Here is a 21,589-nt window from a genome sequence, read left to right as displayed (position 1 = left end):
ATGACCTTGTTGCCCCAGGCTGCATTATCCCTGAGGAGCACCCCCACGGCTCGACCGTTCTTTACGATTATTTCATCCACCGGGCAGCATGTGCGAAAAACTGCGCCATGGGCTATAGCGCAGCGGATGAGGGCATGGTAGAAGCCGTGTATGCCGCCCATGGGGACAGCTCCTGTCGTGTACAGTGTGGCGGCTACCACACTCTCCAAGGCGGGGATGCCCATACCTTCGAAGTGACCGGCGGCCCCCGACATCCAGGCTATGTATGCCTGGTATATCTTGAAGGGCTCGGTCTCCATATGCTCGTCCATGAGATCGAACATGTCCATTTCCAGCAATTCCGGCGTCCATACCTGTGGCAGCCGCTCTTTGTAGACCTGCATGAAGGGGACGGTCTCGGCGTTTACCTCGACATACGATGGATGTGGCGGACACCAGAAGGTTGCGCGCAGCAGCTCCTGGCAGAAGCCGCCGAGGGTGCCACTCAGCGTGAGCCAGCCTTCAAAGTCCTTTGCACTGGCGAAGGAGACTCCATCTTTGCAAAGCAGGCCTAACAGTGTACCTGAAGCGAATCCCTCTCCGCTTAGCCTCTGGGCTGACCAGTCCATGCGGGAGCCGTACCTCCACAGCTCTAGCTGCTCCCAGCCGGGGGCCGCTCCCCCGTATAGTGCCACTGCGTGCGGACTGATGTGCACCCCGGCAATGGGGTCGGTATTCTCCTGCGCTCCGCCACACTCAGGGCGCTCCTCCAGCACGCAGACGCTTAGCCCGCACTTGGCCAGGTAGGCCGCTGTCGTTGTGCCGTTGTGGCCGGCACCGATGATAACAACGTCGTACCTTTCTGCATCACTCATTTTTACCTCCTAGTACCGCAGATATTATATCCTACTGCCTTACGGCCAAAAAAACAAGCCCCCGCTGCCTTGTCAATACTCCAAGGCACAGAGCGGAGGCACTCCGTCAGGTCGGTAAACTCCAGCATATCGGCTATCAACCAGGGTAACCTGCCCCTTTCAACCCTAATCTATAGTCTATAGTGGGCACTTGTATTTAAAGAAAACCGCCCAGTGTTAACATCGCTTTAGGCCTAGTAAGGCCAATTATCTTAATCCTCCCTATAATTACTATTCATGGTGGTTATACCATATATGTCTTAGTGAAACGCTCCATCTCAGGAGTAGGTTTCCACCACTTCTTAACACCCATGTCCTCGGCCACCCTGTTAGCGGCTAGGTATCCAGACCCGCCGAGCACTAGGCCTCCGGGATAGGTGGAGACCCCGCACACGTATAGGCCCTCGACGGGTGTTTTGTGGCCGGAGCAATCCACGTTGGGGCGGAAGGTATTGAGCTGCGTAGGCCGGTAGTCGCCGTGCTTTATAGAACCACGGCGCATGTTGGGGAAACGGATCTCAATGTCCTCCGGGGTCTCGAGGTTGGTGTTTATTATCTGTTTACGGGTGAAGTTGGGCGCTGCCTTCTGCCATTTGACGAGAATCTCCTCCTCCAGTTCCTTACCCCGCCGCTCCCAACCGCCCTCTATTTCATAAGGGGCGTGCATCTGGAAGAAGGAGACGTGCTTTCCAGGCATTCGGGTCATGTGGGGGTCGAGGAAGGTCTCGCAGGTGGCGTGCCCGCCGAAAATATTATCATCTACCCTGCCGGCTACGACATTGTCCCAGTGTGCCAGCAACTGGTCGGTGCTTTCAATGCCGAAGATGGTCATGAAGGCCTCATTCACCCACGGGTCGTCGCATTTGTATTGCGGCGGCTCCTCGGAGGCAACATGCAGGGTGTTGAAGCTCCATTTGTCATAGACCCAACCCTCAACGGCTTCCTGCAACGTCCCGGGCAGGTTATCACTCCCCACGAGATCGAGGAAGGTGGTATGAGGATCGAGGCTGGATACAATCACATTGCTGCGCAGGGTTCGACCCTCGGCTAGCTCGACGCCGGCAACATGCCCGTTCTCCATGATGATATTTGTCACCTCTGCTGCTTCAAGGACCATACCCTTGCCCCTGACGATCTCCCGTTCCAATGCACCGGCTAGCTTGTGAGAGCCCCCGTAGCAGTAACACTTGTTCATTCCCCGGTCGATCAGGAGGGGGACAAATAAACCCACACCGGACTCCCTGGGGTCCAGCCCCCACATGCAACTGACGTACAGAAGTAGGGCGCGGACGCGGTCGTTCTCAAATGCATCGTTGATTATCTCCAGAGGGCTGCTCTCGGCGGTCTCCAGCAACTCACGGCCGACCTCGGTTTTCTCCAGGGCGATCGAGAGGTCCATGGGAGACATTGCCGGCAGGTAGGTGAGGGGACCCACTATCTCATTTACCATCCTTTTCCATTTGCGAATTATCCTGCCAAAGGCATTGGCATCCTTCCAGGAGAACTTACCGATGGAGTCCTTGGTGTCCGCTGCCATGCGGGTGAGCAGCAGGGACTTGCCGTCAGCGAAAACCATGCCGGTCTGGGCATTGGGCTTGATCCAGTTAATGGCGTGTTGACCCAGATTGAAGTCCCTCATTACTGGCATGTAGTCCACCATCAGGTGGTAGATGGCGTGCACGTTGGAGTAGTAGCAGGGGAAGAGGATCTCCTCCGTCGAAAGCCCACCCCCCACCTCGAAGCGGCGCTCCACCACCGCTACCTTCACCCCGGCACGGGCAAGGTATGCCCCCGTAATCAGACCGTTGGGGCCGCCGCCGATGATGATGACATCCCAATCGGTTACATCGGGGAACTCCTCAAATGGCTTCGCCAAAATTTCTTGTGCTGCCATAGATTCCTCCTTATTTTATACCTGTACTCTATTACGGGGCACCGCTGATATTTTTCCCTGTTCCGGTATGTAATACGGCGAGGGGTACCACCAGTCGCCGGGCTCGGCGATACCGTCCTCGATGAGGATGTGCATCAGGTTATAGGGGATTGCCATAAGACAGAGCGCTCCGGGGTGCCCCATTGTCTGGTTGCAGTGGTAGAGCCCATCGATGGGGGTGCGGTAGCGGGCCATCTCGGGAATGGGGCGCTGGGTCCACAGCTGGTCGCCGCAGTGGCGGCTGCCGCACCAGGTGCCGCCGATGAGGCCGGTGTTGCGAAACTCGGCTTCAAGGGGGGTTGACGACCAGTGGTGGATGACGTTGTCATCCTCAAGGCCTTCGAACGCATGACCGATGGCCTGGCGGATGTAAGCGTTCCATTTCTCCTTTTCCTTATTTATAGCATCAGGACCGTCCACGTGATATTCAGGCGGTGTGAAATTAATCTCGAATGCTGCTGATATGTGCCCCTTGGGGTGGTGGTGCTGGCAATCGGTGGGGTCCCATGCCTGGGATGGAGTGAGAAACCATATCAATCTCTCCGGCGGTACAGTTGGGTTGCCTTTGTAGCTGTCTACATCCGCTACACTCTCGTAATAAATCTCCCGCGTGTCCGCGGGGAAGACACAACCAGCGGGAATCTTGTTGGGGCCCATCGCAATCTCTTCCATCGCCTTGAATTTAGGCCGCCACTGGATAGGCTTGTGGGTATGAAAGGTGGAAACAAGGAGGCTTCCCCCCTTCAGGCTTATGTCATTTACCTTCTGCAAGAAGCTGCGGTCCAGGTGCTGTGGCCCGATGAGCTTGTTGAACGTTTGCTTGAAGTCCACCCCGGAGATCACCGCCTTGTCCGCCCAGATCGTCTTCTCGCCAATGGCAGCGTTGTCTCTCAGGCGTACCCCCACAGCCCGGCCATTTTGGACAATTATCTCATCCACTGGACAGCATGTACGGATCACCACGCCGTGGTCGATGGCGCAGCGCAAGATAGCGTGGAAATAGCCATGCAATCCGCCGCGGGGAACGCTGAGCCTGCCGGGTAACAGGAGGAGAATAACACTGAGGAAGGCGGGGATGGCTACGCCCTCCCAGTGGCCGGCTGCACCTGACGCCCACGCAGAGAAAGCAAGCGTCACCTTGAAGGACTCGCTCTCCAGATGCTCATCCATGAGGTCGAACATGGTCATGTCGAGCACCTCATCGCTCCACACATCTGGCTGGTGTTTCTTGTATACCTGCATGTAGGGAATGGTATCCGCATTCACCTCCACTTCGGGGGGATGGGGTGGGCACCAGAAGGTGGCACGGAGCAGCTCGTTGATAAATGGGGGCTGACCGAGCATGCCGCTCAACTTGGCGAAGCCAAGCATGTCCTTTTCAGCATATGGCACAAGGCCTTCGCTGGTAGCCATTCCAATGCTATTGGCCTTCAAAAGATCAAAAGGGCTCCAAGACATGCGGAAGCCGTACTTCCAAAGCTCGAGCTGCTCGAATCCAGGGGCTGGCGATGCGTACATCAGCATGGCATGGGGATAGATGCGCGCCCCGGCAATGGGCTCTATTGTCTCACATGATCCGCCAGCCTCGTACCGCTCCTCCAGCACGCAGACGCTCAGCCCGCACTTGGCCAGGTATGCTGCCGCCGTGGTGCCATTGGGTCCACCACCCACAATAACAATGTCATATCTTTCATCCGCGCTCATTTTTTATACCTCCTTTGGCTACAAATACTATTTCCCTGGAGGTAGGAATACTACCGAATACTACCTTAGTATTTTAGGAGCGAAATACAGCCGGGAGTGGACTGCATTCCGAATACGTTTTTAATATTGTCGATTAAACGGAGTATATGTCTCTTTTCACTCCCCGGGCAATTGTTACATATTGTGGTATATCTCGCGTTCAACACTTCAAGCGTCGCCGGAATTAATAATACGAAATTACATGCGACACACCGGCCATTTCTTGGTCAAGGAATTATATCATATACCTGTCTTAATACCCTTAATCGGCACTATCCTATAACACATCATAAAAAAAATCAAGTACCCAAGACCATTGTCTCTTGACAGCCACTTGGAGTAAATGTTATATTTTCTCTGCATCTGGCTTGGCCGCAATTTATAGGCCAGTCTCGCCTGGTCGCACGGTCAGGCATTCATTAGCGAGAGGAGGTAGAAAATGGCAGCTTATCAAGGGAAAATCCTGGAGGTCAATCTAACTACCGGCATGGTTACCACTTCAATGGTGGATAAGGAGACGCTCCGCAAATTCATTGGGGGAAGCGGATTAGCAGCGAAACTCTTTTTCGACCGCGATCTCGTCGATGTTGATCCCTTATCCGATAAAAACGTACTGTTTCTAATGGCTGGCCCGTTGTCAGGAACCAACTTCCCTACATCATCGCGCCTTGTGGCAGCCTTCAAATCACCTCAGACCGGTATCTGGGGGCAGGCCTCCGCTGGAGGCAGTTTTGCTGCGGAGATAAGGAAGGCGGGCTACTGCGGTATAGCGATATCAGGTGCCTCAAGCAAGCCTGTCTACATCTCTATCGAGGACGACAAAGTAGAAATCAAGGATGCCGCCGACCTTTGGGGCAAGGACTGTTACGAAGCGACCGACATCATCAAAGGGCGGCACGGGGCTAGGGTGGACGTTGTGGAGATCGGTCCGGCGGGCGAGAACCTGGTGAAGTTCGCGTGCATATTGAACGGCAAGTGGGGCTTCATCGGCCGCTGTGGTGGGGGAGCGGTGATGGGCTCCAAGAAGCTGAAGGCCGTCGTCGTCCATGGCACCGGTAAGGTTGAAGCAGCTTCCCCCGAGGAGTTTGCTAAAATACGTAAGACCCTTGTTAACAAGGTCAAGGATAACATCATCTCCCAGAGCCTTAAGAGTGCCGGAACAGCCCTGGGTGCAGATGTTAATGCCATAACCGGTGTCCTGCCGGTGAAGAACTTTACAGTGGGGGATGGTAGTGCCTTCGGTCCCAAGATTGGTGGCACCGCTCTTACTGCACAGTATCTGACCAAGCCACATGCCTGCTTAACCTGTCCTATTGCGTGTAAGAGAACTGTCAGGGTGGCAGAGGGACCCTATAAGGGAGAGGAAGGGCCCGGGCCTCAGTATGAGACAATCTGTGCACTTGGATCCCTCCTTATGATTGACGACCTGGCCGCGATACTGAAGATGGGCGAGACGGCTAATAGATATGGCGTGGACAGCATAAGCTGCGGCGGCACCATTGCCTTCGCGATGGAGTGCTTTGAGAAAGGCCTTATCACCTCCAAGGATCTCGATGGCGGCCAGTTGAGATGGGGAAATCCGGATGACGTTCTGGCAATAATGGAAAAGATCGCCAAGCGGCAGGGCTTGGGCGATGTGCTGGCGGAGGGCAGCCGGAGCGCAGCCAAGAAGATCGGTAAGAATGCTGAGGACTATACAGTCGAGATCAAGGGCCTTGAGATGCCTCAGTACGATGCTCGGGGTACCCATGGGCATGGCCTCAGTTTCATGACTTCCAACCGTGGTGCCTGTCACGTCGCATCTTCGATAGGCCCGATCGAGTCTGGCTGGACTACCTGGCCAGAAGTTGGTATAACCGGCGGCTATGATGCCAAAGCAGACGAGGGCAAAGGTGAGTTGAACGTTACTTGTGAAAATATAGCGATGTTGTCGAATTCAGTAACGATGTGCTATTTTTCCCTTATGTCTCTAAGTATTACCGATATAGCCGAAGCGCTTAAGACCGTCACAGGCTTTGACTACGACCTCGACGAGATCATGGGATGTGGCGAACGTATCTGGATGCTCCAGAGGGGTCTGAATAATCTCATGGGCGTCACGGCTGCGGATGACCGAATGCCCAAGCGAATACTGACTCCACACCCTGATGGCGGGGCTGCGGGCTCTGTGCCCAATGTAGAACTCATGTTGAAGGATTACTACAAGGCAAGGGGTCTGGATGCTAACGGCCGTCCGTTAAAGGAGAAGCTGGATAAACTGGGGCTATCCGATCTTGCTGCCAAGCTTTATAAGTAGCCGCTTTTTTCTAGAAGGGTAATGCCGGGCTTCTGGGTTGCTCTTAATCCTGCGCTATTCTCCCTTGAAGTGGCGGTAGGGTGGTGTGAGCAAGGGGAGGCTAATTGGCGTAGAGACAACTGCGGTTCGCTAAGGAGGGCATGATGAAGGCGCTGGTTACTGGAGCCACGGGATTTTTGGGGAGCCATATTGTTGAACGCTTGCTCGAGAAGGGCCATGAGGTGCGTGCGCTGGCCCGCAAGACATCCAACCTTAGTCACTTGAAGACTACAGGGGCTGAGATTGTCTTCGGCGACGTTGAGGATTGTGATAGCCTCTGCCCCGCGGTTGATGGGGTGGAGGTGGTTTTTCATGCTGCGGCTAGGGTGATGCCGGGGTGGGGGGAATGGCCGGACTTCGAGTGTTGCATCGTAAGGGGTACCGAGAATATGCTTAGGGCCAGTGCCGAGGATGGGGTCTCCCGCTTTGTCTATATCAGTTCCAGCACTGTGATGGGTGAGGAGTCTTATGGGGAAACACCCGCCGATGAGTCAACACCCTGTGGGATATCTACTTTCAGATACGATACCTTCTATGACCATGCCAAGCTGCAGGCTGAGAAGTTAGCTCTTGAATGGCACAAACAGGGAAAGATTTCGGTCACCGTGGTCAGGCCGTCTATGGTCTATGGCCCCAGGGATAGACTCCTCAGCGATAAATCCTACCGTCAATTCAACGTGCCCATTGTAGTATGGCCGGGGAAGGCGAATCCCCGAACGGCCATAGTGCATGTTAGTGATGTGGCTGACTGTATCATTCTTGCTGCCACCAGCGATAAGGCGGTTGGAGAGATATATAATATTGCTCCCCCGGAGGTGATCTGGTTTCGTGATTATGGCAATGCCATGATACGAGCTATAGGCGGGCGCAAGATTCAGATAACTATACCGTACTTAGTCGGCTACTTATGGTGCGCATCGATGGAGGGGTGGGCGCGGTTGAAACGGCAGAAGGAACTGCCGTATCTAACCCGTTCTGGTGCACGGTTTCTCAACCAGGGGATGCACATCGATGCTTCCAAAGCGAGGAGGGATCTGGGATGGCAGCCCAAGGTCTCGTTAGAGGAGGGCTGCAGGTTATACGTCCAGTGGCGGCGATCGCAAGAGAAGAAATAATTCCGCTAGTAGTCAGTTATAAGACTATGAATCAACGTGGTTTTAGAATGTGGTAAGTGATGGATGATTCGACCAAAGCGCTGTATGATCTCTACTCTGAAGAGGACAAGAGTGACTTCTTCCCTGCCTATATTTACCTGAAGTATCTTGAACACTTTGTGTACCATGCGCTCCAAGCATGCGGTCTGCCCACCAAGGAACGTGTGGAGCTGCCCGAGAAAGACATAGATGAGATGCTTGAGGCCTCCATCCAGCGTGTTGCGGAGACGGCGCCGGATCTTGCTACTAGTACCTATCACGGGAAAGTGATGAAGTTAAAGGACGCCATACAGCTGGTTACCCAGAAAACGGACCTGTCTTTAATCACGCCCGAGCAGGTGATCCCGTTTAAGATAGCCAAAGATATAATTCTTATGAACCCCCAGTCGATTGCAGTTGGAGCGTGTGCCTGTCGCAAAGTTTCGGAAAAACCCTGCCTTCCCCCGCCAATGGAGGTTTGCCTCATTATAGGGGAGCCATTTGCTTCCTTCATTGCTGAACATAACCCATCGTTCCGCAAGAGTTCTCAAGAGGAAGCGGTGAGTATCCTGGAAGCGGCACATGAGAGAGGTGACGTTCATTGTGCCTATTTTAAGAAAGATGTTGGCGAGAGGTTTTACTTCCTTTGCAATTGTTGCAGCTGTTGCTGCCTCGGAGTAAAGATGTGGAACCAGTTGGAGGGTTCAATCCCTATTCTCGCGCCCTCGGGTTATCTTGCTCACGTGAGTGATGATTGTAACGGGTGTGGTAGTTGCGATGACTGCTGCCCTTTCAATGCGCTCAGCATGGGTGATGAGGTAGCTATGGTTGACCAGGTAAAGTGTATGGGCTGCGGCGTTTGTGAGGACGTTTGCCCCATAGGCGCTATCAGTCTTAAGCGAGAACCATCCAAGGGTGAACCTCTGGATTTAGCCGAATTAATGAGCAAAACGGCGTAGGAGCGGAGAATTCAGTTTAAATGAGGGATTAGTGAAAATGGCACTTGCTCTTGAAGGGATAAGGATAATTGATATGGCATGGCTTGGGCCAGGACCCTTTTGCGCCAATATGTTGGGCGATCTCGGTGCCGATGTGATAAAGGTCTATGAGGCTCATCCCGAACGCCGTGGCGGACCGGTCATGTTCTTATTCGATCCGGCTATGCAGCCCGGATTCCGGAACTGTAGGGCAATAGGGCTTAATCTAAAGGCGGAAGAAGGCCGCAATATTTTCTACCATTTGGCCAAAAGCGCTGACGTGGTGATGGAAGGGTTCCGGCCGGGGGTGGTGAAACGCTTGGGGGTTGACTACGATACCATTAAAGAGATCAACCCGCGGGTTGTGTATGCCTCACTGACCGGTTACGGGCAGGATGGGCCCTACCGTGACCTGGTGGGGCATGACATTAACTATATATCGATCGGTGGGCTATTGGGGATGACAGGGCCTGCGGACGGTGCGCCGGTTATTCCGGGTACCGTAATTGCAGACTTCGCTGCCGGTGGAATGTCTTCGGCTATCGGGATTCTGGCAGCATTGATGGCCAGGGAGAGGACGGGCAGGGGGCAGTTTGTGGATATGTCCATGACGGACGCGGTGGTGGAAGCAACCTCCATACAGATAAGTCCTTATCTATACAATAGAATGGTCCCCGAAAGAGGCAAAACGATGTTTACCGGTCACTATCCCTGGTATAATGTATACCAGACCAAGGACAAAAAGTACATAAGCATAGGCGTGCTAGAGCCGTGGTTCTTTACTAACCTGTGTGAGCTTCTGGGTTGCGAGCGTTTCATTGAACATCAGTTTGCCGAGGGAGAGAAGCGGGAGGAGATATTCAACCATTTCAGGGAGACCTTTCTGACCAAAACGAGGGATGAGTGGGTCGCCTTGCTGCGTCAGAAGGATACGTGTGTTGCCCCGGTCTATGACATTGACGAGCTGGAATCTGATCCACAGTTGACCGCTCGCCGCATGATTATTGAAGCGGATCATCCAACAATGGGGCGGGTGAGGCAGGTCGGTTCGATGCACAAGCTCTCGGATTCCCCGGTCGAGGTAAGGAACTGGTGCACCCGCTTCGGGCAGCACACTGAGGAGATCATGCTCGAGCTCGGCTACGACAAGGCCCGCATAGATGAGCTATTTAAGGCGGAGGTGATAGGCTAGGTGACCGTGTTGATCGTGGAGCAGAACCCAAAAATGGTGAGCACTGTTTATGGGGGCTATAGATAGCCTCCATAATTGTTAAAAAAGGGTTTTAAAAAAAGATGTATAAGGAGGTGTTTTAAATGGCTGGGATTACTTCTTACGGAGCTTATATCCCGTATAATCGGCTAAGTAGGGAGGAGATCTATAAAGCCTGGGGCGGTTTCCCCATACCGGGGGAAAAGGCGATGGCCAGCTACGATGAGGATGCGGTGACCATGGGATGGGAAGCGGCCAACGACTGTTTACATGGTTTCGACCCCAGGAAGATCGGTGGCTTGTATCTTGCTACCACATGTTCTCCATATAAAGAGAAGCAGTGTTCTACCATTATAGCCACGGCTCTCGATATGGGGAGCGAGATCCGAACTGCCGATTTCGCCAACTCGCTACGGGGCGGCACTATCGCTATCGCTTCGGCCCTGGATGCGGTCAAGGCGGGATCGGCCGAGAGCATTGTTGTGACTGCCGCCGACACTCGTATGCCGGCACCGGGCGGTTTTGTCGAGGGGTCCTTCGGTGACGGAGCCGCCGCACTTCTCATTGGAGACAAGAATGTTATAGCCGCTATTTCAGACCACTACTTCGTATCCGACGAATTCGCTGGGGAGTGGCGCGCCGATGGTGACACCTTTATACGTTCTTGGGAGGATAGGATGGTTCTCGATGAGGGCTACTCAGCTATTCTTCCACAGGCGATGTCCGGGTTGATGAAGAAAAATAAGCTTGAAGCCAAGGATTTCGCTAAGGTAGTGGTTAGTGCCCCTATCGATATAAGAAGGCACGGGAAGCTGACAGTAGGGCTCGGCTTCGGCATGGAGCAGATCCAGGAGCCATTCTTTATGACGGTGGGCAATACGGGGACTGCGATGGCCATGATGATGCTTGTCGCCGCTCTGGAAGAGGCCAAGCCAGGTGACAAGATCCTCTTTGCCAACTATGGAAACGGTGCCGATGCCTTCCTCATCGAGGTAACGGATGCGATTAAGAATAAGAAGGTGCGCGACCGGTGTGCCACCAAGGGTTACCTGGCATCGAAGCGGGTACTCACCAATTATGCCACCTACCTTCGATGGCGTGGCCTGGTTACCGTGGAGCGCGCCCGCCGGCCGGAGATTCCCTACACTTCACTGACAGCGCTGAAGCGAAGCCGTAAGGAAGTCCTTCGCCTTTACGGAGATAAGTGCAAGGTCTGTGGCAATGTACAGTACCAGATGCCTTTCGGCGTGGGCGGCATGACGCCCATCAGGGTGTGCTACTACTGCCAGGCCAAGGATCAGTTTGAGGATTACCGCTTCTCCGACAAGAAAGGCCATATCTTCACCTATTCTCTCGACCAACTGGCGGACGTTATTGATCCGCCGGGCTCACCTGTGTTCATAGACTTCGAGGGCGGTGGCCGCGGGTGGTTCGAGCTCACCGATCGTGACCCGGATCAGGTTAAGGTGGGCATGCCGGTGGAGATGGTATTACGGCAGATGTACTTCGACCGCGGGATACATAACTACTACTGGAAAGCGCGGCCGGTAAGAGGCTAAGAAAGGAGGGTGAAATGGCAGAGAGTATAAAGGATAAGATAGCCATAATTGGAATGGGCTGCACCAAGTTTGGTGAGCTATGGAATAAGAGCTCCAGCGACCTGATGGTCGATGCTGCCTATGAGGCCTATGAGGATGCGGGGGTCGAGCCCAAGGATATCGACGCGGCCTGGGTGGGGAACTGGCAGGAGGTGAGCGGAATGGCCGGGCTGGGTCTGGCCGGCCTCCGGCTCCAGTATAAGCCGATAACCAGGGTGGAGAATATGTGCGCCACCGGCACAGACGCGCTGCGAAATGCTGCCTATGCGGTAGCCTGCGGCGCGGTTGATATCGCACTGGCGGTGGGCGCGGAGAAGCTGAAGGACATGGGCATCGCTGGCCTCATTTCCACTGCCCCGGGGGGTACTGCGGGCGTGGGAGGTGTGGCCACCACCGCGCCGGCCATCTTTGCCATGCTGGCAACCAGGTACTTCGACCGCTACAACCTCAGCCCGGACGAGGGAAAGAGGATGCTGGCACATGTTTCGGTTAAGAGCCATCATAATGGCAATATGAATCCCAAAGCCCATTTTCACCGAGAGCTTACCATTGATCAGGTAATGAACGCCCCGATAATTGCCTGGCCGCTGGGTCTCTTCGACTGCTGCGGCGTGAGCGATGGCGGAGCAGCTGCTATTGTAGTGCGCGCCGCGGATGCGAAGAAGTTCAGGACTGATCCAGTCTACATTAAGTCAGTACAGATGTGCGTGGGCCCTGCCGAAGGCCCGGTGAGGAACGATTACGACTTCACCCATGTGGAGGAGACATATCGCGCTGGGCTGGCGGCCTATGCCGAGGCGGGAGTAAAGAATCCGCGCGAGGAGATCAGCATGGCCGAGGTCCACGATTGCTTCTCAATAACCGAGGCCACGATTATGGAGGATCTCCAGTTCAGTAAGCGTGGACATATGAGGGATGACATCGAGAGTGGATTCTTCGATATCGATGGAGGGTTGCCGGTGCAGCCTGATGGTGGTCTCAAATGTTTTGGTCACCCCGTCGGTGCTAGCGGGCTGAGGATGATATATGAGATGTATCTGCAACTTCAGGGAAAGGCCGGCCCACGGCAGTTAAAGAACCCCAAGTTAGGGTTGACCCATAACATGGGGGGGATGCCACCGGCTTGCACAGTCGCAATTGCCATCGTAGGGCTAGCATAAAAATGATATCGCTCCTGCGCCATATTACAAGCACTTCGACGCAGGAGCGATAATAAATCACCTCTTAACCGAAATATCACATTCCGGCGATAAATTGCCAGATTTGAGACATCGATTATCGGTATCGTTTTAAATTGGGAACGCTACAAAGCGATCTTATGACTTGCCTATTCGAAATACCTTGGTGTTGCAATTTGGGCAGTTGCCCTGAGTTGCTGGGCGCCCATTCTTCATTGTTATCGACCTTGGGTTCTTGATCTCTACCTTCTTCCGGCACTTCATACAGTATGCTTGCATTACACCCTCCTTTGGAAATTTGACCAGAGACTAGCACGTTTAGGCCCATCTGTCAATAGGTTTGGCGTAGAAATTTGTATTTTGCTCTAAATGAGACTGCTGAAATAGTCTCAATCAACCCACTAATCCCCCCATCTTGGGGGACTTTTTAAAGCTGCCCCGATACATCGGGGAGACCCCCGGCCCCGATTATAGGCCGAAGTGTCGGCCGACCTGTCGGCCTCGGGGGCACCTCTTTTTCAGCGGTCTATACATGATGGATGGCCGCTGCGAATTACTCCTTAGTTTGGAACATGATATAGACCATATCTACTCCCCATGCGTTGGAAATAGCGGCTACAAAGTCAGCGTCTCTGATGGATGCCATGGTTCTGCCGATAATGGGATATTTGGTTCCCAGCATTTTGGTAAACCTTGTCTCAAACATATTTTGATCTGCTCACACTGGGAGCGCTCCTTCTACCCACAGAAGTTCTCTTTGATTGCCAATCCCTATCTTCGTCAATAATATGGATAACTCGCCATCCCTGTTTCTCAAGCTCGGCACCGATAAAGCGGCGATGGCAACGCCAGGGGAGGCGCTCGGCACAAACCAAAGCTACAATACTTCTATCGGCTATTTGGATGAGCTTGTCCATGCCCTCACTGAACTCGGACGAGGTAATGAAGGCCTGGTAACCCCCGCGACGGTAGCCTCCCAGCACTTCCCCCATATGGACGTAATCGATGTCGGCATGTCGTAAAAATCTGGAAAAATTTTCACTAGAGAAGTGCTCAAACCTGCTGAAGGGGAACCTCCTCACGTCGACTACAACTGCTACGTCGCGGCTGGTGAGCAGCCGCGTGAAATCCTCCGCGGAGCGAGTGCTGGTGCCGATAGTGTAAATGGTTCCCTCAAGTGCCATCAAATGGTTTTGGCCCATGCCACGGCGTTTAAAAAGATGCGAAAGCCGTCCCCACGTTCTCTAGCTGGCTCCCTTGTCCACCGCGGGTGCTGCGACCAGCGGACAAAGCGCTCCGGATGCGGCATTAGCGCAAAAATACGCCCCGAAGCATCGCAGATGCCGGCTATATCGTCTATTGAGCCATTTGGATTATAGGGATAGCCCGCGTTAATATTTCCATTCTCATCGGCGTAATATAGGGCGACATTTAGCATCCCGTCTTCAATCATTACCACCTTACCCTCACCGTGAGCCACAGGTAGGTACATGGTGCTTATCCCCCGGGTGAATATGCAGGGGCTGTTCTCATTGACGCGGAGATATACCCAGCGGCACTCGAACCGGCCCGAATCGTTGCCTGCCAGGGTTAATGGCGATGATTGGGGCAGAATCCCCGCTTTCACCATGACCTGAAAACCATTGCAGATCCCAAGGATGAGCCTTCCATCCGCAACGAACTTTCGTATCTCATCGCCCAGCTTCAACTTTAGTTCATTGGCCAGGATTTTACCGCCTGAGATGTCATCGCCATAGGTAAAACCACCGGGGATGACCATTATCTGGTAATGAAAAAGGAGTTCGGGGACTCGTACAAGCTCGTTAATATGTACTGACTCGACCTGTGATCCAGCCTGTTCAAGGGCAAACGCTGTTTCCCCGTCACAGTTTGTCCCCGGGGCGCGTAGTATCAGTGTCTTCACCCTAGCCATTACATACTACCAGCGAAGCGGGTTCTGCCAGGCCTCTTTGAGTTCGGCAAGCGGCGTGGAAAGAACCTGCTCTCCACTCAGACCATAGATCTTGAGGATTCTATCGCTTGTAACCTTACCGATGGCGGCGCAATCGAACCTGGCCATCATTTTCTCGAACTGGTGCCTGTCCTTAGGTGTTACCTCCAGTAAAAAGCGGGTATTTGACTCAGAGAAGAGAATGAGATCATCCCTATTCATGAGGCTACCCAGCGGTACCTTCGCCAGGTGGATACCCATTCCGAGTTCCCCGGCGAAGGCCATCTCGGCGGCAGCCACCCCCAGACCACCCTCGCTCAGATCATGGCACGCCCTCACCAGGCCTTTGTCGATGGAGGCGCTGAGGGCATCCATCAGCCTTTTTCCCCTCCTGGGGTTCACACGGGGCACATTATTGCCAACAAAGCCGTGAATGCCGTAGTAGTGAGAGCCACCCAGTTCATCATAGGTCGTGCCGACGATGTAGATCAGGTTGCCTTCCTTTTTACAGTCCATAGAAATCGCCCGTTCTACCTGCTCCATCACTGCTACTGCCGAGATGAGGAGCGTAGGTGGAATACATATGCTACCCTTCTTCGTCTCATACTCGTTATATAGGCTATCCTTGCCAGATATGAAGGGGGTCTCATAGGCAATCGCCATATCATAGCAGGCTTGCGCCGCCCGCACCAGGCTGCCCAGCCGGTCGGGCTTTTCCGGATTGCCCCAGCAGAAGTTATCCAAGAGCGCCACCCTCCGCAGGCTGCCTCCCACGGCGACTATCTGCCGCAATGCCTCGTCTATGGCGGAGGCAGCCATCCAGTAGGGATCGATGTCCCCGTATTTAGGATTGATGCCATTGGAGACGATTATACCCATGTCCGAATCGAGTAACGGCCTAATAATGGCGGCATCTCCGGGGCCGTCGCTATTTACACCTACTAAGGGCTTGAGCACACTGCCACCTTGCACCTCGTGGTCGTACTGGCGGATAACCCATTCCTTGCTGCAGACATTCCACGAGCGCAGGATACTTAGTAGCTCTTTCCCCAAGTCAGGTGGTTCAGGAAAATCGGGCTCAGCATGATGCGGTGTCTCCCAAACTGCCTCTCTATACAGTTGCGGCAAACCGTTATGCAGGAACTCCATATCGAGGTCGCCAACTAGATCGCCATTATAGAAAAGCTGAAGCCGGTGGTTATCGGTGAATTCGCCAATGACCGTCGCTGCTACATCCTCGCTCGCAAAGAGGTGGATCAACTGGTCAGCAGCGCTTGGAGGGGCGGCCAGAACCATCCGCTCCTGTGATTCGGATAGCCATATCTCGGTATAGGAGAGACCGGTATATTTCAAGGGGACACGTTCCAGATAAACGCGCACCCCGGTCTCTCGGGCCATTTCACCCACTGCTGATGAGAGCCCGCCCCCGCCACAGTCGGTAATTCGCCGATATAGCCTCTGGTCCCGTGCCTTAAGCAGGACATCGATGAGCTTTTTCTCCACCATTGGATTGCCGATCTGAACAGAACTGGAAGAAACTGCCTCGGAGTCTGCGGTAAGCTCTCCCGAGGCGAAGGTAACCCCGTGGATCCCGTCACGCCCGGTGTTCCCACCCACAAGGACTACCAGGTCACCCGGTTGTTGCTGACCGCGTTGGCTCATGCCCTTGGGTAGTAGCCCTATTGTGCCGCAGAAAACCAGGGGATTGCCTATATACCTTTCGTCAAAGAGTATAGCACCATTGAGCGTGGGGATGCCGAGGCGGTTGGCATAGTCGGCTACCCCGGCGCGGACCCCTTTGAAAATGCGGCGGGGGTGGAGCACACCCGGGGGCAGACTCTGGTAGGGGAGATCGGGTGGGGCAAAGCAGAACACATCGGTGTTCAGGATGGGTTTTGATCCCAACCCAGTGCCAAGCGGGTCGCGTATAACCCCGCCGATTCCCGTAGATGCTCCGCCATAGGGCTCCACCGCTGAGGGGTGATTGTGCGTCTCAACCTTGAAACAGATTGCGTAGCGGCCGTCGAAATCTATTACCCCGGCGTTGTCCTCAAAGACCGAAAGGCACCAGGGCTTATCCAGTTCATCTGTAACCCTCATGATCGTGCTCTTAAGCAGGTTGTCGATAACTAGCTGTCCCAGCTTTATCTTTCCCTTAAATGTTTTATGGACACAGTGCTCGGACCAGGTTTGCGCCAGGGTTTCCAGTTCAATATCCGTGGGGTTGCGGCCTAACCCGGAGAAATAGCCCTGGATACGCTTCATTTCGCTCAAATTCAACCAGAGCCTGTTTTTACTGAGCTCCGTTAGCGCTGCATCGTCTAGCCCCAGTAGTTCGATGGACTCAAGAGAGAAATCATAGGTGGCAGGCGGCAGGGAGAGCGCCTCCCGCCTCGTGACCACGTGTTGGATAACCGGATTAACCAGCAGCTTATCACAGATGGTTTCAAGCTCCTGCTTGGATAGCTCACCCCATAGGAAGTATCTTTTAGCCGTTTTTACCCGGTCAACGGTGGAGATGCCCAGGTCACGGATTCCCTTGTTAATGCTCTCCTCTACGGGGTCCATGACGCCGGGGTTGTAAGCAACCTCGATGACATGAGCTTGCTGGCCCGGGGATGTGGGTGCTTCACCATAGCCATACTCCTGGACCACAGGATCAGCCAGTAGCTCCTGACAGATTCGATCCACCTCAGCTTCGGATAACCTGCCCTCCAGTAGATATATGTCCCTGACCCTGGCCTGTGTCACCGTGATGATTCCAAGGTCTTGGATGTCCTTTTGCAGTGCATCTCCCCTTGGGTCGGGGAGACCTGCCTTTACCCAGACAGCGATAAAAAACAAGGGATTCTCCTTGTGGTGGGTGTGGATTGTATTCGAGACTATGATACATCAATCCATGGAAGCAGGCAATGGTTTGTACGTTCGTAGCTGTAAGAGCACCTTTAAGAGGAAAAATTGATCGAAATTTCCCATCAATAATCTCTTGACAAAGCTCACGTGCAATGCTAATCTACTAAACGGCAACCTATTGCCGTTTAGTAGATATGTGGCTGCAGCATTCAGTGGGGGATAAAAATTGTGGAGGCATGCACTGTGGAAGAGGTAAAGATCATACCCTGCCTGGATATAAAGGATGGCAGGGTAGTCAAGGGGATAAAGTTTATTGACTTGAGGGATGCCCGGGACCCGGTGGAGGCAGCGCAGACCTATTGCCTCGAGGGGGCAGATGAGCTGGTTTTCCTGGACATCTTTGCTACTGTGGAGGATAGAAAGACGAGGATAGAGTGGGTCAAGAGGGTCTGCGATGTGGTTACTGTTCCCTTTGCCGTTGGCGGTGGTGTTGCGAGTATTGTAGATATGGAGGAGTTGTTCAACCTGGGTGTGGACAAGGTCTCAATTAATACCGCTGCGGTGAAGCATCCTGAGCTTATAGAGAAAGCTGCCAGGAGATTTGGGAGGGGGAAGCTAGTTGTTGCCATTGATGGCAGGAAGAATACAATGGGTAGCAACCTTCCGCGGCTTGAGGTAGTAATAAAGAGTGGCAATGAAGGGACGGGGCTTAATATTGTGGAGTGGGCGAGGAAGGTGGAGAAACTGGGTGCAGGAGAGATTTTACTAACAAGCAAGGATGCCGATGGCACAAAGGAGGGCTATGATCTGGAGATGACAAAAGCTGTTGCCGAGGCGGTGGATATTCCGGTTACTGCCTCGGGCGGCGCTGGCAAGCTTGAGCACCTTTATGAAGCGGTAGTTGTGGGCAAGGCCTCGGCAGTTCTGTGTGCATCCGTTTTTCATTTTGGGGAAATATCGATACCTCAGGCAAAGAAGTACCTGGCGGATAGAGGGATAGCGGTAAGGGTTTAGTAGTGGTTTTCCGGGGGTATGTAAAGTGATAGGGTATGAGCGGCACGAAGTAGAAAGAAAGGTAGCTACCATCCTCAAGATACTGAGCGAGTCCACAGAGCCTCTGGGGGCCAGGGTGATTGCACGGCGACTCAGTGATTATGGCATCGATCTTGGTGAGCGGGCGGTAAGGTACCACCTCAAGTTCATGGATGAGAGGGGTCTTACCCGGCTGATCGGAAGGGATGGGAGGTTAGTTACCCAGTCGGGCATAGACGAGCTAAAGAGCGCTATGGTGGGTGACAAGGTCGGCTTCGTAATAAGTAAGATCGAGCTACTTGCTTTTCAGACAACATTCAATTGGGAGGAGCGCTGCGGTAGAGTCCCGGTCAATATCACCCTTTTCCCCAAGGAGCAATTTAAAAAAGCACTAAAGATTATGAGGGTGGCCTTCGAAGCAGGAATATGTGTAAGTGACCTGGTGGCTGTAGCGAGTGAGGGGGAAAGGCTAGTTGGGACAACCGTTCCTGAAGGCAAGATTGGCTTCGCTACAGTATGTAGTATTATCATTAACGGGGCTTTGCTAAAGGCAGGCATCCCGATGGATTCGAAATTCGGTGGTCTGTTACAGATGAGGAGTAAAAAGTCATTTCGGTTTGTCGATCTAATCGAGTATTCAGGTTCTTCTCTAGACCCCTCGGAGATATTCATCACCAGCAGGATGACCAGTGTTGGGCAGGTAGCCAGTAGGGGTGAAGGGAAGGTGCTGGCCAACTTTCGGCAGATACCGGCTTTATGCCGGCCTCTAGCCGAAGCAGTCATCTCCGGTCTAAGCAAAGCCGGGTTTGGTGGATTGCTGATTATGGGGGACACCAGCCAGTCGGTGGGGGAGGTCCCGGTGGATCTGAACAAGATCGGCGTAATCATTTTGGGGGGACTCAATCCGGTGGCTGCAGCTGTGGAGGCTGGCATAGAGGCCGAGAGCCATGCCATGAGCGCTGTAATGGAGTACCAGGATTTAACCAAACTAGAGGACCTGTCGATGTAAGAGGTCAAGGTCATGCCCTGCCTGGATGTAGAGGATGGCGGGGTAGTCAAGGGGATTAAGTTTATCGAACTGAGGGATGCTATGGACCAGTTAGTGGCTGCACAGGCCTATTACCTAGAGGGCGCAAATGAGCTGGTTTTCCTGGTTTCATCAAAATAGGGTAATGATATGTCTGGCAGGGCAACACCTGGAGCTGTAATAACGGTAATCGGAGCGGGGGTAGTGGGGTTGGCCGTGGCGGCTCAAGTATCTGGCAAGGGCAAGGACGTTTATATTCTGGAGAAGAACGAGACTTTTGGGAAAGAGACGAGCAGTAGGAATAGCGAGATCATCCATGCAGGCATTTATTACCCTGAAGGTTCGTTGAAGGCGGAGACGTGTGTTGACGGCAATGCCATGCTGTACGAAATTTGCCGGCGGTATGGAATAGGCCATAGGAAGACAGGCAAACTCATTGTAGCGACCGAGGATGAGGAGGTGGGGGAATTGGAGGAATTACTGGAACGGGGAAGAAGGAATGGAGCTAGGGGACTTAAAGTGCTTTCAAGGGGTGAGATTAACAAACTGGAACCAAATATCGAAGCGGTGGCTGCCATTTTCTCCCCTTCGAGCGGGACCATGGACTCACACACTTTGATGAGGTACTTTCTCAGTAAGGCGCAAGGAGCAGGTGCCAAAATAGCCTACAAGTCAAATGTTATTGGAATAGAGAAGCTCTCTGATGGATATGAGGTGACGGTAGAGAATGGCTCCGGATCCTTTCCGTTTAAAACAGAAATCCTGATAAATTGTGCTGGCTTATACTCCGATAGAATAGCACAGCTTGGGGGAATAGATATAAACAAAGCAGGGTATCAACTGTTCTATTGCAAAGGGGAATATTTCAGTGTAGGTAACCGTAAAAACAGGTTAATTAAAAGGCTCATCTATCCGGTACCCCAGCCTAGTAGAGGGGGGCTGGGAATCCATGCTACCCTGGACCTTGAAGGGAGGATGCGGTTGGGGCCAGATGCCCGATACGTAAATGAAATCGACTACAGGATTGATGAGTCACAAAGAGGACTTTTCTATAGCTCGGTTAAGGCCTTTCTCCCTTTTATAGAGAGTGATGACCTGGAGCCGGAAATGGCGGGTATCAGGCCCAAGCTTCAAGGCCCGGGAGACGATTTTCGGGACTTCGTGATTAGACATGAGCAGGACAGAGGCCTACCGGGATTTATAAACCTGATCGGCATCGAATCGCCAGGTTTAACCAGCGCACCGGCGATCGCAAGATATGTTGAAAGCATGGTAAAGGAGATATTATGAATGAAAAACATGTACAAGGAGGAGTAGATATATTTAAGGAAATTAAATGAGTCGATACCAATTTAAGGATATATAGAAATATGATCAAGTAAAGGAGAGCTACAGAATGAATCTGCGACGACCAAACGCAAGTGATGCCACTAGAACTGCCAATCGTTCCAAAGATGTAGTGCCCATGAGTGGGCTATGCGCCCGATGCCTTGATGGCTGCACCGGAAACTGTGAGGTGTTCAAGGCAACCTTCCGCGGCAGAGAACTCATCTATCCCGGACCCTTCGGTGAAATCACTGCAGGGGGAGACAAAGATTATCCGGTTGATTACTCACATCTTAATATCCAGGGATATGCCTTAGGAGCTGAGGGACTCCCCGCCGGTGTTGTCGGCGGTCCCGATACTGCAATTTTCGCAGACGTAAATACAGAGACAGATTACGGC

Annotated in this window: 19 protein-coding genes; 11 read left to right on the top strand and 8 right to left on the bottom strand. The window is 53.2% G+C overall.

Annotated features, from left to right (window positions below; genetic code table 11):
* The 3 genes from VMX96_01040 to VMX96_01030 all read right to left on the bottom strand — a co-directional run.
* Nucleotides 1–854 (bottom strand): FAD-dependent oxidoreductase (locus tag VMX96_01040; protein HUU62500.1); only part of this gene is annotated, 854 nt, incomplete at its 3' end.
* 283 nt (nt 855–1,137) lie between these two features.
* Nucleotides 1,138–2,787, bottom strand: coding sequence for an NAD(P)/FAD-dependent oxidoreductase (locus VMX96_01035; protein HUU62499.1), 1,650 nt, complete (start codon nt 2,785–2,787; stop codon nt 1,138–1,140).
* A gap of 15 nt (nt 2,788–2,802) precedes the next feature.
* Nucleotides 2,803–4,530, bottom strand: coding sequence for an NAD(P)/FAD-dependent oxidoreductase (locus tag VMX96_01030; protein ID HUU62498.1), 1,728 nt, complete (start codon nt 4,528–4,530; stop codon nt 2,803–2,805).
* 478 nt (nt 4,531–5,008) lie between these two features.
* Here VMX96_01030 and VMX96_01025 point away from each other — a divergent pair, with 478 nt between their 5' ends.
* The 6 genes from VMX96_01025 to VMX96_01000 all read left to right on the top strand — a co-directional run bounded on the left by VMX96_01025 (nt 5,009) and on the right by VMX96_01000 (nt 12,982).
* Nucleotides 5,009–6,865 carry an aldehyde ferredoxin oxidoreductase family protein gene (locus VMX96_01025; GenBank protein ID HUU62497.1) on the top strand — a complete coding sequence of 619 codons (1,857 nt, stop codon included), beginning with the start codon at nt 5,009–5,011 and terminating at the stop codon, nt 6,863–6,865.
* Nucleotides 6,866–7,005: 140 nt separating this feature from the next.
* Nucleotides 7,006–8,019, top strand: coding sequence for an NAD-dependent epimerase/dehydratase family protein (locus VMX96_01020; protein HUU62496.1), 1,014 nt, complete (start codon nt 7,006–7,008; stop codon nt 8,017–8,019).
* Nucleotides 8,020–8,078: 59 nt separating this feature from the next.
* Nucleotides 8,079–8,996 (top strand): 4Fe-4S binding protein, encoded by a 918-nt coding sequence (locus tag VMX96_01015; GenBank protein HUU62495.1) that lies wholly within the window; start codon nt 8,079–8,081, stop codon nt 8,994–8,996.
* Between the two features lie 37 nt (nt 8,997–9,033).
* Entirely contained in the window at nt 9,034–10,206 is a 1,173-nt protein-coding gene (locus VMX96_01010; GenBank protein ID HUU62494.1) for a CaiB/BaiF CoA-transferase family protein, read from the top strand.
* A 122-nt stretch (nt 10,207–10,328) separates the two neighbouring features.
* Complete coding sequence (locus tag VMX96_01005) at nt 10,329–11,783, top strand: OB-fold domain-containing protein (GenBank protein ID HUU62493.1); 1,455 nt, start codon at nt 10,329–10,331, stop codon at nt 11,781–11,783.
* A 14-nt stretch (nt 11,784–11,797) separates the two neighbouring features.
* Complete coding sequence (locus tag VMX96_01000) at nt 11,798–12,982, top strand: acetyl-CoA acetyltransferase (GenBank protein ID HUU62492.1); 1,185 nt, start codon at nt 11,798–11,800, stop codon at nt 12,980–12,982.
* 156 nt (nt 12,983–13,138) lie between these two features.
* On the opposite strand, the gene VMX96_00995 is transcribed toward VMX96_01000, so the two are convergent.
* The 5 genes from VMX96_00995 to purL form a co-directional block, all read right to left on the bottom strand.
* On the bottom strand, nt 13,139–13,279 hold the full coding sequence (locus VMX96_00995; protein ID HUU62491.1) for a DUF5679 domain-containing protein: 141 nt from the start codon (nt 13,277–13,279) through the stop codon (nt 13,139–13,141).
* Nucleotides 13,280–13,553: 274 nt separating this feature from the next.
* Complete coding sequence (locus VMX96_00990; protein ID HUU62490.1) at nt 13,554–13,706, bottom strand: hypothetical protein; 153 nt, start codon at nt 13,704–13,706, stop codon at nt 13,554–13,556.
* Nucleotides 13,699–14,184 (bottom strand): DUF488 domain-containing protein, encoded by a 486-nt coding sequence (locus tag VMX96_00985; GenBank protein ID HUU62489.1) that lies wholly within the window; start codon nt 14,182–14,184, stop codon nt 13,699–13,701. The genes VMX96_00990 and VMX96_00985 overlap by 8 nt, the downstream gene beginning before the upstream one ends.
* The gene (gene purQ, locus VMX96_00980) at nt 14,184–14,933 is read right to left on the bottom strand and encodes a phosphoribosylformylglycinamidine synthase I (protein HUU62488.1); all 750 of its coding nucleotides are present in this window, start codon (nt 14,931–14,933) and stop codon (nt 14,184–14,186) included. Before purQ ends, VMX96_00985 begins: the two co-directional genes overlap by 1 nt.
* A gap of 6 nt (nt 14,934–14,939) precedes the next feature.
* A complete protein-coding gene (gene purL, locus VMX96_00975) occupies nt 14,940–17,795 on the bottom strand; it encodes a phosphoribosylformylglycinamidine synthase subunit PurL (protein HUU62487.1) in 2,856 nt (951 codons plus the stop codon).
* A gap of 252 nt (nt 17,796–18,047) precedes the next feature.
* Here purL and hisF point away from each other — a divergent pair, with 252 nt between their 5' ends.
* The 5 genes from hisF to VMX96_00950 all read left to right on the top strand — a co-directional run.
* Nucleotides 18,048–18,818 carry an imidazole glycerol phosphate synthase subunit HisF gene (gene hisF, locus VMX96_00970; protein ID HUU62486.1) on the top strand — a complete coding sequence of 257 codons (771 nt, stop codon included), beginning with the start codon at nt 18,048–18,050 and terminating at the stop codon, nt 18,816–18,818.
* 25 nt (nt 18,819–18,843) lie between these two features.
* On the top strand, nt 18,844–19,845 hold the full coding sequence (locus VMX96_00965) for an NrpR regulatory domain-containing protein (protein HUU62485.1): 1,002 nt from the start codon (nt 18,844–18,846) through the stop codon (nt 19,843–19,845).
* 12 nt (nt 19,846–19,857) lie between these two features.
* A complete protein-coding gene (locus VMX96_00960; GenBank protein HUU62484.1) occupies nt 19,858–20,004 on the top strand; it encodes a HisA/HisF-related TIM barrel protein in 147 nt (48 codons plus the stop codon).
* A gap of 9 nt (nt 20,005–20,013) precedes the next feature.
* A complete protein-coding gene (locus tag VMX96_00955; GenBank protein HUU62483.1) occupies nt 20,014–21,153 on the top strand; it encodes an NAD(P)/FAD-dependent oxidoreductase in 1,140 nt (379 codons plus the stop codon).
* A gap of 106 nt (nt 21,154–21,259) precedes the next feature.
* Nucleotides 21,260–21,589: FMN-binding glutamate synthase family protein (locus VMX96_00950; protein ID HUU62482.1), on the top strand; the 330-nt coding region annotated here is incomplete at its 3' end.

The sequence above is a fragment of the Dehalococcoidia bacterium genome, from assembly GCA_035528575.1.
In the GTDB taxonomy this organism is placed as follows: domain Bacteria; phylum Chloroflexota; class Dehalococcoidia; order E44-bin15; family E44-bin15; genus DATKYK01.
The sequence above is the reverse complement of the archived record's forward strand: the minus strand, read 5'-3'. Positions and strand labels throughout refer to the sequence as shown.

Bases quoted from the DNA above. Each gene is read 5' to 3' on its own strand.
- VMX96_01035 (HUU62499.1), bottom strand. From the start codon at position 2,787: ATGGCAGCACAAGAAATTTTGGCGAAGCCATTTGAGGAGTTCCCCGAT.
- VMX96_01030 (HUU62498.1), bottom strand. From the start codon at position 4,530: ATGAGCGCGGATGAAAGATATGACATTGTTATTGTGGGTGGTGGACCC.
- VMX96_01025 (HUU62497.1), top strand. From the start codon at position 5,009: ATGGCAGCTTATCAAGGGAAAATCCTGGAGGTCAATCTAACTACCGGC.
- VMX96_01020 (HUU62496.1), top strand. From the start codon at position 7,006: ATGATGAAGGCGCTGGTTACTGGAGCCACGGGATTTTTGGGGAGCCAT.
- VMX96_01015 (HUU62495.1), top strand. From the start codon at position 8,079: ATGGATGATTCGACCAAAGCGCTGTATGATCTCTACTCTGAAGAGGAC.
- VMX96_01010 (HUU62494.1), top strand. From the start codon at position 9,034: ATGGCACTTGCTCTTGAAGGGATAAGGATAATTGATATGGCATGGCTT.
- VMX96_01005 (HUU62493.1), top strand. From the start codon at position 10,329: ATGGCTGGGATTACTTCTTACGGAGCTTATATCCCGTATAATCGGCTA.
- VMX96_01000 (HUU62492.1), top strand. From the start codon at position 11,798: ATGGCAGAGAGTATAAAGGATAAGATAGCCATAATTGGAATGGGCTGC.
- VMX96_00995 (HUU62491.1), bottom strand. From the start codon at position 13,279: ATGCAAGCATACTGTATGAAGTGCCGGAAGAAGGTAGAGATCAAGAAC.
- VMX96_00990 (HUU62490.1), bottom strand. From the start codon at position 13,706: ATGTTTGAGACAAGGTTTACCAAAATGCTGGGAACCAAATATCCCATT.
- VMX96_00985 (HUU62489.1), bottom strand. From the start codon at position 14,184: ATGGCACTTGAGGGAACCATTTACACTATCGGCACCAGCACTCGCTCC.
- purQ (HUU62488.1), bottom strand. From the start codon at position 14,933: ATGGCTAGGGTGAAGACACTGATACTACGCGCCCCGGGGACAAACTGT.
- VMX96_00960 (HUU62484.1), top strand. From the start codon at position 19,858: ATGCCCTGCCTGGATGTAGAGGATGGCGGGGTAGTCAAGGGGATTAAG.
- VMX96_00955 (HUU62483.1), top strand. From the start codon at position 20,014: ATGTCTGGCAGGGCAACACCTGGAGCTGTAATAACGGTAATCGGAGCG.